Here is a 12,887-nt window from a genome sequence, read left to right as displayed (position 1 = left end):
GCTCATGCACCTTTCACCGGCGCACCATGTTCCCGCCGCCAGTAGCTTATGGCCGCCGGCGTGAGCACCCCGACCAGGCAGGCTAACCCCAGCCACAGGGGCCAGAGCACGGGCTCGTTCCACTCCCGGCGCCGGCGCTCCCGCAAGGCGGGATCCAGCCGCAGATACTTGAGGCCGTTGTTCGCCATCAGGTTGGGTTTCGCGTTGGCAAGCCAGCCATGGTAGAGGCCGAAGGCCTTGGGATAAAAGCCCCACACCCAGGGCGCATCGCGGCGGACGATCTCCAGCATCCGGTCGATGATGGCCTGCCGTTCCGGTCCATTGTCCATGTGCCGCATCTCTTCGAACAGCCGATCGAACTCGGGATTCTCGTAATTGGCGGCATTCTCCCCATTCATGCCCACCTTGCGGTTGGGACCGTAGAGCAGAAAAAGAAAGTTCTCCGGGTCGGGGTAGTCCGCATTCCACCCCCATTCGAAAATCTGTGCCGTGCCTTTCAGCATCTTGTCCTGGAAGCGGTTGTAATCGGTGGCGCGGATGACCAGTTCGATATCGAGCTTGCGGAACTGCTTCACCAGCCACTCCAGGCGGGATTTGGCATCCACCCCCACCGCGGCCGTATCGAAATAGAGCACCAGCGGCTTGCCCGTCTCGGCATCGCGTCCGTCGGGATAGCCCGCCTCCCGCATCAACCGCCGCGCCTCGGCAAGGGATTTGCGCTGCGGCCGCCCGTTCACCCAGTCATAGACGTAGGGGTTGATGCCCGCCCTGCCCTCGCGATAGCCGAATATGCCCGGGGGAATGGGCCCATGGGCGGGAATGCCCCGTCCGTTGTTGAAGATGGAGATGCGCTCCTCCATGTCCACGGCAATGGAAATCGCCTGCCGCAGCTTGCGCGCCCGCTCACTCAAGCCCCCCACCACCGGGTCCTGCATGTTGAAACCCATGTAACCGATGCTGGTCATCACCGCCGTCACCAGGCGGATGCCCTTCTCCGCCAACTCCGGTGTGAGCACCGCATCCCCGGTGGCACCGATGCGGATCGCCTGGTCGAAGGTGTCCGAGGTGATGCCGGAACTGTCGTAATAGCCCTGGAGGAATTTGTTCCAGTAGGGAATGTCCTCCTTTTCCAGGCTGTACACCGCCTTGTCGATGAAGGGCAGCCGCTTGCCTGCATCGCGCAGGAGCCCGGCCTCGCGGTCGCCCGGCTCGCCTTCGCTGGGATAGTTCTCGCCGTGGAAATTGGGGTTGCGTTCCAGCACCATCTGCCGGTTGGGATCATTGACGGTGAGCATGTAGGGCCCGGTGCCGACGGGAAACCAATCGAGGACGAGATTTTTCTGCTGCATCCCCGGTTGGCTATAGAAGCGATCCGCCTCCCAGGGCACGGGGGCGAAAAAAGGCATCGCCAGCCAGTAGAGGAACTGGGGATACTTGCCCTTGATGCGGATGCGGTAGGTGTAGCGGTCCACCAGCTCCACCCCCTGGAGCGGAATGGAGCGTAGATCGAGCCAGGCGCCTTCCGACAGCGTTTTGCGCCTGCGCTCGATTTCCGCCGCAAGCTCCCGCAGGCCCACGATGTGTTCCCCCATCAGGCCGAAAATCGGCGAATGCAGCCGGGGATCGGCCAGTCGCTTGATCTGATAGACGTAATCTTCGGCGACGAGCTCCCGCGTGCCCGTATGGACGAAATCGCTGATTTTTTCCACCTTCGCCAGCGCAGACGGCTTCAAGGGGTAGTAGAGGGGACGCCCGTCGGCATCCTGCGCGAAGGCGGGATGGGGCTGATAGAGGATGCCCGGCCGGATGCGAATCTCGTAGACGCTCCACGCGATGCGCGAAGGGGGCGCGTCGGCCGCGAGCACCCGGCCTGCGGCGTCGAAATAACGGGGTTGCGGCACGGCGACCGCGGTGGCGGGAATGAGCTCATAGGGCCGCTTCAGGTAGTGATACTGCAGCGGCGGCTCATAGATCTGGCCGATGAACTCCACCTCGTTGGAACTGTAGGAGCGGGCCGGGTCCAGGTGCTTGGGGCGTTCGGCGAAGGCGGCATAGCGGATGTTGGCACCCCGCTGCGACGCCGGATAGGGATCGTTCCAGGGCGGTGCGCCGCACCCACCCGCAAGCACCAGCAGGAAAAGGAGGGAAAACAGGCGCAGGCCGGTCATGGCGTCCAAGTGTAGCCCATTTGAGGGACGCCTACGATGAATGTCCCCGATCCCTTATAATCGCGCATCCGCAAACGACATAAGGACGCGCCATGGGATTCCTCGCAGGCAAACGCATTCTCATCACCGGCATGCTCTCCAACCGTTCCATTGCCTACGGCATCGCCAAGGCCTGTCAACGGGAGGGAGCAGAACTTGCCTTCACCTACCAGGGCGAGCGCACCCGGGAACGCGTCCTGGGACTGGCGGAGGAATTCGGCACGCGCCTGGTCTTCGAAATGGACGTGGCCTCCGATGACCAGATCGAACAGGCCTTCGCCAGCCTCGGCCAGCACTGGGACGGATTGGATGGCGTGGTGCACTCCATCGCCTTCGTACCGAAACAGGCTTTGTCCGGCGATTATTTAAGCTCGGTGAACCGGGAATATTTCCGCATCGCCCATGACATTAGCGCCTACAGCTTCACCGCGCTGGCGAAGGCCGCCCTGCCCCTGATGGAAGGGCGAAAGGCCGCATTGCTCACCCTCACCTATCTGGGCGCGGTGCGTTCGGTCGCCAACTACAACGTCATGGGGCTGGCCAAGGCCAGCCTGGAATCCAGCGTCTATTATTTGGCGCAAAGCCTGGGGCCGAAGGGGATTCGCGTCAACGCCATCTCCGCCGGCCCCATCAAGACCCTGGCCGCCTCCGGCATCACCGATTTCCACAAAATCCTGGAACATGTGGAACGCAATGCCCCACTGCGGCGCAACGTGACCATCGAGGAAGTGGGCAATGCCGCCGCCTTCCTCCTGAGCGACCTGGCCTCGGGCATCACCGGTGAGATCACCTACGTGGATGCCGGCTTCAACACCACCGTCGGCGCGGGCTGAGCGCTTCAGGCGGCCGCCAGGAAACCACCGGCGCCGCCCCTTCCCGGGCCAAAAGATGCTCTTCTCTCTTCTTCTGGCGAGTCTTACCGCTCGCTTTTTTCCAGCACCGCCTTGCGAATCTCCACCTTCGCCTGGCTGCGCAGGCTCTCTGCATAGGCCTGCGCGATGAGGGAGGCCTGCGCGCGCTGAAGGAGTGCCGGGGCGATATTCTGCGTTTGACGCAGACGGTCATCGTCCACCGTCACCCGGGAGATGCGGTAAATGGCAAAGCCGTCCCGCCTCGCCTGTCCCGCATAGGATGGCAGCGGCTCGGCGCGGGCGGCGAACACGGCCCGCACCGCATCGGCATCGAAGCCCTCGGCCCCCCGCCGATCGAGAAGGCGCGGCGCATCGAAGCTCAATCCCGCCACACTCTCCCCCTTGCGCAGCCGTTCCAGCAGCGCCTGGCCCCGTTCGTGCACCCGTTTGAGGGCCTGCTCCCGCTTGATGATCAGCTCGATCTCGCCGCGCACTTCGCCAAGGCTGCGCTGGCCCGCCGGCCGGTATTCGAGCACGCGGGCCGCCACCAGGGTGTTGGGGGCCACCTCGATGGCTTCCGTGTTGCGTTGCTGCCGGACCGCTTCATCGGCAAAGACGGCCGCGCGCAGGCGCTCATTGTCGAAGGGCGGTGGGCTTTGCCCCGCGCGGGGAAGCCAGCCGGTAACCTGGATTTTCAGGTTGTACTGTTTTGCCGCCGGCTCCAGGGACTGGAACTGGGCATAGACCAGATCGGAGAATTTTTCCGCTTCCTCGCTGAAGCGTCGCATGGCCGCGTCCCGTCGCGCCGCTTCCGCCACCTGCTGCCGCACCGCCTCGAAGGGACGGCTGCGTGCCGGTTCCACCGCCGTCACCATGATGATGTGCAGGCCCGCCGGCGAGCGCACCGGACCGCCGATGGCGCCCTGCTTCAGGGCAAAGGCCTCGCGCTCCACTTCGGGAAAGAGGGCACCGGCCGTGATCCAGCCGAGGTCCCCTCCCCGCTGGGCACTGGAAGGATCGGCGGAGTATTGTTTCGCCAGCTCACTGAAGCGTCCGGGAGCGGCCCGCACCTCCTGCAGGATGGCTTCCGCTTTTTTCTGCGCCGCTTCCACCTCGGCGGGCGGCGCATCCGGACGCAGCCTGAGCAGAATGTGGGACAGACGTCTGCGCTCCGGTTCGGCAAATTCCGCCGCATGGCGCTGGTAGTACGCCTTGATCGCCGCCTCGTCGAGCTCGATGCCGGGCAGCAGCGCCTCCGGGGAGAAAACGACATAGGCCACCCGCGCCTGCTCGGGGACACGGGACAGTTCCGGACGGGCGCGGTAGTACGCCTCGATCTCCGCCTCGCTCACCTTCACCTCGGGCAGCACCGCCTCCGCCGCCAGGAAAGCCCGGCTCACCTCGCGCGTCTCCGCCAGGGCGCGCGCCAGGCGGCCGGCAGGTTCCTGGGGCACGAGGGCGGAGGCCACCGCCACGCTCATCATGTGATTGATCAGGGCGTCCTGGCGCAGCATCTGGACGAGCTGCGCCCGGGACAGACCACGCTGGGCAAGGAAAGCCTGCAGGCGCTGCTCCGAGAACTGGCCGTTTTCCTGAAAGGCGGGCTCCTGGGCAAGCCGGGCTAGCACCGCCTGCGGCGGCAGGTCATAACCCCGCGCCAGCGCCGCCTGGAACAACACCCGTTCGCGGATGAGCTCGTCCAGCACCTGTTGGCGGAGCTTCGCGGATTCGAGCTCCGCCGGATCCCGCACCCCCATCTCCCGCAGGCGGGCCTGTTCCCGCTTAAGCCTGTCCTCGAACTCCAGGGCGGGGATTTTTTCGCCATTCACCTCCGCCACCCACTGCTGGCCCCCGGTCCCGCGGAAATACGCATCGACCCCGAAAAGGGCAAAGGAAATGATGATCAGGCCCAGCAGAATCCGGGCGAACCAGCCCTTCATGCGCTCGTGAATGGTTTCCGACAGCATCGCTCACATCCCGTGGCCGCGCCCTGGCTGGCGCAGCAATGAAAAAGGGCGAGACGAGCTCGCCCTTGTCTGGCGGAGTGGACGGGACTCGAACCCGCGACCCCCGGCGTGACAGGCCGGTATTCTAACCGACTGAACTACCACTCCTGAAACTGTTACATCCGGCTGCCGCCCAGCCGCCTTGCGGCCGGACCGCAACATCTGTTCGGCTGCGCTGGTGGGTGCTGACGGGATCGAACCGCCGACATTCGCCTTGTAAGGGCGACGCTCTACCAGCTGAGCTAAGCACCCGGTTTGAGCACCCCGTCGCGACCCGGCTCACCGCAGCGCGGCTTGCGGCCGGACACCCTGCCCGACTTTCCTCCCGCAGACGGCGGCAGCCCGGTGCTCAGCGGGCCGGGATCACGGAAAACTGCCCCGGTGACCCCTCACCCAAAGCGCGTTAGTTTATCGCATCTTTCAGCGCTTTGCCAGCACGGAATTTCGGCACCTTGGCGGCTTTGATCTTGATGGTGGCACCGGTGCGGGGATTGCGGCCGGTCCGCGCTGCGCGCTTACCCACATAGAAGGTGCCAAACCCCACTAGTGTCACGGCGTTACCCTTCTTCAGGCTCTGCTGCACGGCGGCCAACACGGCGTCCAGAGCACGGCCCGCGGCGGCTTTGGACAGATCGGCATTTTTGGCGATCGCTTCGATGAGTTCGGATTTGTTCACGTGAAGTCCCCTTTCGTTTGATTTGGTGTGGCAGGAGTGTGGCTGACTGCAAAGCGCTTTATAGCAGCGTGGAAAATGGGGTGTCAAGGCAATTCGCCTGCTGTTGCGCGCTCCCATGAGGCATCGCCGAAAACTTCACGCGCTGCCTCAAAACGGTGCGCCAAGGCCGCCTGCCACCAAAAAAAATGGGCGCCCGCGCGCCCATTTTTTCGGCTTCCCGCCTGCCGCGGGCACGGTCAATGCTTGATGATGGCGTCGGCCTCCACCTTGCTCTCCGCCTGGCCCACCGCTGGCACCGCCGGCGCCGGTGTTTCCTCCGGCAAAGGCATGGGCTTGCGCTCCAGGGCGATGTCGAGGACCTGATCAATCCAGCGCACGGGCTGGATGTCGAGGCGGTTCTTCACATTGTCCGGAATCTCCACCAGATCCTTGACGTTCTCCTCGGGGATCAAGACCGTCTTGATGCCGCCCCGATGCGCCGCCAAAAGCTTCTCCTTGAGGCCGCCAATGGGCAGGACTTCGCCGCGCAGGGTGATCTCCCCGGTCATGGCGACATCCGCACGCACCGGAATCCCCGTCAGCACCGACACCAGGGCAGTGCAGATGGCAATGCCCGCGCTGGGACCATCCTTGGGCGTGGCGCCCTCCGGCAGGTGGATGTGGATGTCATTGTTCTGGTAGAAATCCACGGGAATGCCCAAGCGCGCGGCGCGGCTGCGCACGACCGAGAGGGCCGCCTGGATGGATTCCTGCATCACCTCGCCCAGCTTTCCGGTGGTGATGGTCTTGCCCTTGCCCGGCAGACGCACCGCCTCGATGGTGAGCAGCTCGCCGCCCACCTCGGTCCAGGCCAGACCCGTGACCTGCCCCACCTGGTTGGTTTTTTCCGCCATGCCGTAGGTGAAGCGGCGCACGCCCAGGTAATGCTCCAGGTTACGCGAGGTGATGGTCACCCGGCGCTGTTTCTTCTCCACGAGCAGGCTTTTCACCACCTTGCGGCAAATCTTGGCAATTTCCCGCTCCAGCCCGCGCACGCCGGCTTCCCGCGTGTAATAGCGGATGATGTCGCGGATCGCGCTTTGCGTGACGTTGATTTCCTCCGGCTTCAGCCCATGGGTCCGCATCTGCTTAGGCAACAGGTAGCGCGTGGCGATGTTGATCTTCTCATCCTCCGTGTAACCGGCGAGGCGGATGACTTCCATCCGATCCAGCAGGGGAGCCGGGATGTTGAGCGAGTTGGCCGTCGCCACGAACATCACATCGGAAAGATCGTATTCCACCTCCACGTAGTGATCGACGAAGGTGTGATTCTGCTCCGGATCCAACACCTCCAGCAGCGCCGAGGAGGGATCGCCGCGGAAGTCCATGCCCATCTTGTCCACTTCATCGAGGAGGAACAGGGGATTGCGCACCCCCACCTTGGCCATGCTCTGCAGAATCTTGCCCGGCATGGCCCCGATATAGGTGCGGCGATGGCCGCGAATCTCCGCCTCGTCGCGCACGCCGCCCAGGGCCATGCGCACGAACTTGCGATTGGTGGCCTTGGCGATGGATTGTCCGAGGGAGGTCTTGCCCACGCCGGGAGGCCCCACCAGGCAGAGGATGGGGGCTTTCAGCTTGTCTACCCGCTGCTGCACCGCCAGATACTCGATGATGCGCTCCTTGACCCGCTCGAGGCCATAATGATCCTGCTCGAGGATCTCCTCGGCCTTCTTCAGATCGTTGCTGATCTTGGTCTTCTTGCGCCAGGGCAGGCTCACCAGCGTCTCGATGTAGTTACGCACCACGGTGGCTTCCGCCGACATGGGCGACATCAGGCGCAGCTTTTTCAGCTCGGCCATGGCCTTGTTGTGCGCCTCCTTCGGCATACGCGCCGCCTTGATGCGCTTTTCCAGCTCGTCGAGGTCGGCCCCCTCTTCCAGTTCGCCAAGCTCTTTCTGGATGGCCTTGACCTGTTCGTTGAGGTAGTACTCCCGCTGGCTTTTCTCCATCTGCCGCTTCACCCGGCCGCGGATGCGTTTTTCCACCTGGAGAATGTCGATCTCGGCAGACAAAAGGGTGAACAGATGCTCGAGCCGCGCCCGCACATCCATCATCTCCAGAATCTGTTGCTTCTGGTCCAGCTTGATGGGCAGATGGGCGGCAATGGTATCGGCCAGACGGCCCGCGTCCTCGATGCTCGCCAGGGAGGTCAGAATCTCCGGCGGGATTTTTTTGTTCAGCTTGACGTACTGCTCGAATTCGGAAAAGAGGCTGCGCATGAGCGCCAGCGTCTCATGGTCGTTCGGCGTCTCGATTTTGCGCACGATCGCCTGCGCGGCGAAATGCGTCTTCTCGTCGAGGAACTGGACAATTTCGGCACGTTCGTTGCCTTCCACCAGCACCTTGACCGTGCCGTCCGGCAGTTTCAGCATCTGCAGGATGCTGGCCACGCTGCCCACCCGGTGCAGATCATCGGTGGAGGGTTCGTCCTTGGCGGCCGATTTCTGCGCCACCAGCAGGATGTGTTTGCCCGTCTCCATGGCGACTTCCAGCGCCTTGATAGATTTCGGGCGCCCCACGAACAGGGGGATGACGATGTGGGGATAGACCACCACGTCGCGCAGGGGCAGCAGGGGCAGTGTGACCTGTTCGGCCGGGGTTTCGGGTAGGGTGTTCATCTTGGGCCACCTGTAAATAAAAGACTACGCTGCGGGGATGGGGGCGCGCAGGGGGAATTCAAGGCCCACCGTCGGCCGCGCCAACGCCCCCGTGGGCCGGGTCCACCGGGCGGCGCCCATGTTTTGAATTGGGCGCCTTTTTTCGCCATTGGTTCCATCGCCGGCCGGGCCTCCCGCTCTCTGGCGGCGGCCTGCCACCCGATGGCCCTTAAGCCACACGCGGCTGGTCGGCGTAAATCAGCTTGGGCGGCGCGTTGTGGGTGATGACGTCCTCGTCCACCACCACCTTGGTGACGTCTTTCTTGCTGGGCAGCTCGAACATGATGTCGAGGAGGGCGTGTTCCAGGATGGAACGCAGCCCCCGCGCCCCCGTCTTGCGCTGCAGGGCGCGTTTGGCGATGGCCGTGAGCGCTTCCTCGCGGAACTCCAGCTCCACCCCCTCCATGGCGAACAGCTTCTGGTACTGGCGCACCAAGGCGTTCTTCGGTTCGGTGAGAATCTGCACCAGGGCTTTTTCGTCCAGTTCCTCCAGGGTGGCCACCACCGGCAGACGGCCGACGAACTCCGGGATCAGACCGTACTTGATGAGGTCCTCCGGTTCGACCGTGCGCAACAGTTCGCCGATTGCCTTGCGGTTCTGCCGGCTCTGCACCTGGGCGCCGAAGCCGATCCCGCCCTTCTCCGAGCGGTTGCGGATGATTTTCTCCAGACCATCAAAAGCCCCGCCGCAGATGAAGAGAATGTTGGTGGTGTCCACCTGAACGAATTCCTGGTTGGGATGCTTGCGCCCACCCTGCGGGGGCACCGAGGCGATGGTCCCCTCGATCAGCTTGAGCAGCGCCTGCTGCACCCCTTCCCCGGAGACATCGCGGGTGATGGAGGGGTTTTCGGACTTGCGCGAGATCTTGTCGATCTCATCGATATAGACGATGCCCTGTTGCGCCTTCTCCACGTTGTAGTCGCACTTCTGCAGGAGCTTCTGGATGATGTTTTCCACATCCTCGCCCACATACCCCGCTTCCGTGAGGGTGGTGGCATCGGCCATGACGAAAGGCACATTGAGCAGGCGCGCCAGGGTTTGCGCCAGCAGGGTCTTGCCTGAACCCGTGGGACCGATGAGCAGGATATTGCTCTTGGACAGCTCCACGTCATCGGCCTTGGCACCGGTCTTCAGCCGCTTGTAGTGGTTGTAGACGGCCACCGAGAGAATTTTCTTCGCATAGTCCTGGCCGATCACATACTGGTCGAGGATGCTGCGAATCTCCGCCGGCACCGGCAGCTCGGAGGCTCCGCCCTTGGCGGCTTTTTCGTTCTGCACCTCCTCGCGGATGATGTCGTTGCACAGATCGACGCACTCGTCGCAGATGAAAACGGACGGGCCCGCGATGAGCTTCCTCACCTCATGCTGGCTTTTGCCGCAGAAAGAGCAGTAGAGAAGCTTGTCGTTTCCGGATTTGTCGCTCATGGCGTGACCCTTTGACTACGGTGAGAAGACATTAAACCGAACTTTCGTTCCTATTGACAAGCACTTTGTCCACGAGGCCATAGGCCACCGATTGTTCGGCGCTCATGAAGAAATCGCGATCGGTGTCCCGCTCGATCACCTCGATGGGCTGGCCGGTGTGTTTGGACAGCAGTTCATTGAGGCGCGAACGCAGATAGAGGATCTCCCGCGCGTGGATCTCGATGTCGGAGGCCTGACCCTGGAAACCTCCCATGGGCTGGTGGATCATGGTGCGCGAGTTGGGCAGGCAATAACGCTTGCCCTTGGCGCCCGCCGCAAGCAGGAATGCGCCCATGCTGGCCGCCTGGCCGATGCAGAGGGTGGACACGTCCGGCTTGATGAACTGCATGGTGTCGTAGATGGCCAGCCCCGCCGACACCGAACCCCCCGGCGAGTTGATGTAGAGATAGATGTCCTTGTCCGGGTTCTCCGATTCCAGGAAAAGAAGCTGCGCCACCACCAGATTGGCGCTCAGCTCGTTGACCGGGCCGACGAGGAACACCACCCGCTCCCGCAACAGGCGCGAATAGATGTCGTAGGCCCGCTCCCCGCGCCCGCTCTGCTCGATCACCATGGGGATATAACCGAGCCCCTGCGGTTCCATCTTGTTATGGTCCATCATGTCCGGATACCCGTTCCTCATTTGTTGGCAATACCCATCAGTTCGTCGAAGGTAATGGGCTTGTCGGTGACCTTGGCCACGCCGAGGACCCAATTTACCACATTCTGTTCCAGCGCCAAGGATTCCGCTTCCGCCAGACGGTTGGGATCGGCGTAATACCAGCGCACGATCTCTTCCGGATGCTCATAGGCCTGGGCGAAATCCTCCACCACCGCCTTCACCTGCTCGGGGGTGGCATGCAGACCGTGCGCCTTCACCAGCTCCGCCAGGATCAGCCCCAGCTTGACCCGCCTTTCCGCCGCTTCGCGGAACATCTCCGGGGGCAGGTTGACTTCCTTGACACCACGCCGGCGCAGGTCCTCGCGGGCATGGCTTTGCAGGCGCTCGCTTTCGATCTGCACCAGGGCCTGGGGCAGTTCCACGGGCGTGGTGTCAACCAGTGCCTGCATGACCTGTTCCTTGATTCTGGTTTCGATCCGCTTTCTCGCCTCGCGTTCCACGTTGGCGCGAATCTCCGCGCGCATCTTTGCAAGATCGCCGTCTTCGACCCCCAGGGAGCGGGCGAATTCTGCATCGACCTCCGGCAGTTTCGGTTCCAGCACACGCTTGACAGAGATTTCGAAGGTGGCCGTTTTGCCAGCCACTTCCCGGCCGTGATAGTCCTCGGGGAAGGTCACCTGCACCGATTTCGTCTCCCCCGCCTTCATGCCGATGATCGCTTCCTCAAAATCTTTGAGCGTGCGCCCATCACCCAGGATGAGGGCATAGTCCTTGCCCTCCCCGCCGGCGAAGGCTTGGCCGTCAATGGTGCCGCGGTAATCCAGCTCCACGCGGTCCCCGGCCTGGGCGGGCCGTTCCACGGGCACGTAGGTGATGCGTTGTTTGCGCAGAATTTCGATGGTCTTGTTAACGTCCGCTTCCGTCACTTCCACCTGCGGGCGTTCGATGGTGACGCCGGCCAGATCGCCCAGCTTCACTTCCGGATAGACCTCGAAGGTGGCGCTGAATTCGAGGGTGTCACCGCCCCCTTCGGAGACGGTTTCCAGGCGGGGGTAACCCGCCACCCGCAACTGCTGCTCCCGCAGCGCTTCGGCGATGCTGCGCTCCATGGTCTCGCCGATCACCTCCCGCCGCACCTCGCCACCATACTGCTGCGCGACGATCTTCAGCGGCACCTTGCCCGGCCGGAAGCCGTGCACCTTGACCGTTTTCGCCAGCCGCTTGAGGCGGGACTCCACCTCGCTGTCGATCTCGGTGCGGGGCACGGTGATGCGAATACGCCGCGTAAGCGAGCCAATGTTTTCCACGGTTGCTTGCATGTTGATTCCCTGAGAGTACGTTTGGTTCGGCGGAACGAGACCAGTGGCCTCGACGATGGTGCGAAAGGCGAGATTCGAACTCGCACGCCTTGCGGCGCTGGATCCTAAGTCCAGTGCGTCTACCAATTCCGCCACTTTCGCGAAAAATGGTATATTTTAGCCCTTTACCCCTCCCATGTCATGCCTGGTGCCGCGGCCGGCCCATCCTCGCCCTCCTCCATGTTGAACGGCGTAGACCATTACGAGAATTTTCCCGTCGCCTCCGTCATTCTGCCGCGGCGGTGGCGGGAGCCGGTGCGCCGCATCTACGCCTTTGCCCGCCAGGCGGACGACATTGCCGATGAGGGGGAGGCGCCGCCGGAGGTGCGTCTTGCCCGTCTGGAAGCGTTCCGAGCCGAGCTCAACCACATCGCGGCCGGCAAAACCCCCACCACCCCGCTGTTCGTGGCGCTGGCCGAAACCATCAGCCGGCACAACCTGCCCCTGGAACCCTTTTACGCCCTGCTTAACGCTTTTCGCCAGGATGTGGTGAAAACCCGCTATGCCCACTTCGGCGAGGTGATGGAATACTGCCGCCGCTCCGCCAACCCAGTGGGCCGCCTGCTGCTCGCCCTCTACGGGGAAAACGACCGGCGCGCGCAGGCCTACTCGGACGCCCTCTGCGCCGCCCTGCAGCTCATCAATTTTCTCCAGGACGTGGCCATCGATTACCGGCGTGGCCGGCTCTATCTGCCCCAGGACGAGCTTGCCCGCTTCGGTGTCAGCGAAACGCAGATCGCGCAGCGGGATGCAGGCGGCAGCTGGTGGCCTTTCATGCGCTTCCAGATCGAGCGTGCGCGCAAGCTGCTGCAGGCGGGCGCGCCCCTGGCCAGACGTCTCCCGGGCCGGCTGGGGCTAGAGCTGCGCCTCATCATCGCCGGCGGGGAAACCATCCTGCGCAAAATCCATGGGGTACAGGGCGACGTCTTCCACCACCGCCCCCGCCTCGAGCCCGTCGACTGGATCCACATGTTCTGGCGCGCCCTGCGGGCACGATGAAGCC

At 63.4% G+C, this 12,887-nt stretch carries 9 protein-coding genes and 3 tRNA genes; 2 read left to right on the top strand and 10 right to left on the bottom strand.

What is annotated here, in order from left to right; genetic code table 11:
• Window positions 1–2 precede the first annotated feature (2 nt).
• Entirely contained in the window at window positions 3–2,168 is a 2,166-nt protein-coding gene (locus K6T56_07325; GenBank protein MCL6556151.1) for an ABC transporter substrate-binding protein, read from the bottom strand.
• 92 nt (window positions 2,169–2,260) lie between these two features.
• On the opposite strand from K6T56_07325, the gene fabI reads away from it, so the two are divergent.
• Entirely contained in the window at window positions 2,261–3,040 is a 780-nt protein-coding gene (gene fabI / locus K6T56_07320; protein MCL6556150.1) for an enoyl-ACP reductase FabI, read from the top strand.
• 83 nt (window positions 3,041–3,123) lie between these two features.
• On the opposite strand, the gene K6T56_07315 is transcribed toward fabI, so the two are convergent.
• The 9 genes from K6T56_07315 to K6T56_07275 all read right to left on the bottom strand — a co-directional run bounded on the left by K6T56_07315 (window position 3,124) and on the right by K6T56_07275 (window position 11,986).
• Complete coding sequence (locus tag K6T56_07315) at window positions 3,124–5,025, bottom strand: SurA N-terminal domain-containing protein (GenBank protein MCL6556149.1); 1,902 nt, start codon at window positions 5,023–5,025, stop codon at window positions 3,124–3,126.
• 70 nt (window positions 5,026–5,095) lie between these two features.
• Window positions 5,096–5,172: transfer RNA gene (locus K6T56_07310), tRNA-Asp, on the bottom strand.
• 68 nt (window positions 5,173–5,240) lie between these two features.
• A tRNA-Val gene (locus tag K6T56_07305) sits at window positions 5,241–5,316 on the bottom strand.
• 151 nt (window positions 5,317–5,467) lie between these two features.
• Window positions 5,468–5,740: an HU family DNA-binding protein gene (locus K6T56_07300; protein ID MCL6556148.1), complete on the bottom strand. Its 273-nt coding sequence runs from the start codon at window positions 5,738–5,740 to the stop codon at window positions 5,468–5,470.
• Between the two features lie 236 nt (window positions 5,741–5,976).
• Window positions 5,977–8,400, bottom strand: a complete 2,424-nt coding sequence (gene lon, locus K6T56_07295; GenBank protein MCL6556147.1) for an endopeptidase La — start codon at window positions 8,398–8,400, stop codon at window positions 5,977–5,979.
• Window positions 8,401–8,608: 208 nt separating this feature from the next.
• A complete protein-coding gene (clpX, locus tag K6T56_07290) occupies window positions 8,609–9,865 on the bottom strand; it encodes an ATP-dependent Clp protease ATP-binding subunit ClpX (protein MCL6556146.1) in 1,257 nt (418 codons plus the stop codon).
• Between the two features lie 31 nt (window positions 9,866–9,896).
• Complete coding sequence (gene clpP, locus K6T56_07285) at window positions 9,897–10,547, bottom strand: ATP-dependent Clp endopeptidase proteolytic subunit ClpP (protein ID MCL6556145.1); 651 nt, start codon at window positions 10,545–10,547, stop codon at window positions 9,897–9,899.
• The gene (gene tig, locus K6T56_07280; protein ID MCL6556144.1) at window positions 10,544–11,845 is read right to left on the bottom strand and encodes a trigger factor; all 1,302 of its coding nucleotides are present in this window, start codon (window positions 11,843–11,845) and stop codon (window positions 10,544–10,546) included. The genes clpP and tig overlap by 4 nt, the downstream gene beginning before the upstream one ends.
• A 56-nt stretch (window positions 11,846–11,901) precedes the next feature.
• Window positions 11,902–11,986, bottom strand: a tRNA-Leu gene (locus tag K6T56_07275).
• Window positions 11,987–12,064: 78 nt separating this feature from the next.
• Here K6T56_07275 and hpnC point away from each other — a divergent pair.
• Window positions 12,065–12,883, top strand: a complete 819-nt coding sequence (hpnC, locus tag K6T56_07270) for a squalene synthase HpnC (protein MCL6556143.1) — start codon at window positions 12,065–12,067, stop codon at window positions 12,881–12,883.
• The last annotated feature ends 4 nt before the right edge of the window (window positions 12,884–12,887 follow it).

Source organism: Burkholderiales bacterium (genome assembly GCA_023511995.1).
In the GTDB taxonomy this organism is placed as follows: domain Bacteria; phylum Pseudomonadota; class Gammaproteobacteria; order Burkholderiales; family Thiobacteraceae; genus Thiobacter.
Note: the sequence above shows the minus strand (reverse complement) of the source record. Positions and strands in the feature narration are given on the sequence as shown.

Coding starts and splice junctions, on each gene's coding strand:
- K6T56_07325 (MCL6556151.1), bottom strand. CDS start 2,168: ATGACCGGCCTGCGCCTGTTTTCCCTCCTTTTCCTGCTGGTGCTTGCG.
- fabI (MCL6556150.1), top strand. CDS start 2,261: ATGGGATTCCTCGCAGGCAAACGCATTCTCATCACCGGCATGCTCTCC.
- K6T56_07315 (MCL6556149.1), bottom strand. CDS start 5,025: ATGCTGTCGGAAACCATTCACGAGCGCATGAAGGGCTGGTTCGCCCGG.
- lon (MCL6556147.1), bottom strand. CDS start 8,400: ATGAACACCCTACCCGAAACCCCGGCCGAACAGGTCACACTGCCCCTG.
- clpX (MCL6556146.1), bottom strand. CDS start 9,865: ATGAGCGACAAATCCGGAAACGACAAGCTTCTCTACTGCTCTTTCTGC.
- clpP (MCL6556145.1), bottom strand. CDS start 10,547: ATGAGGAACGGGTATCCGGACATGATGGACCATAACAAGATGGAACCG.
- tig (MCL6556144.1), bottom strand. CDS start 11,845: ATGCAAGCAACCGTGGAAAACATTGGCTCGCTTACGCGGCGTATTCGC.
- hpnC (MCL6556143.1), top strand. CDS start 12,065: ATGTTGAACGGCGTAGACCATTACGAGAATTTTCCCGTCGCCTCCGTC.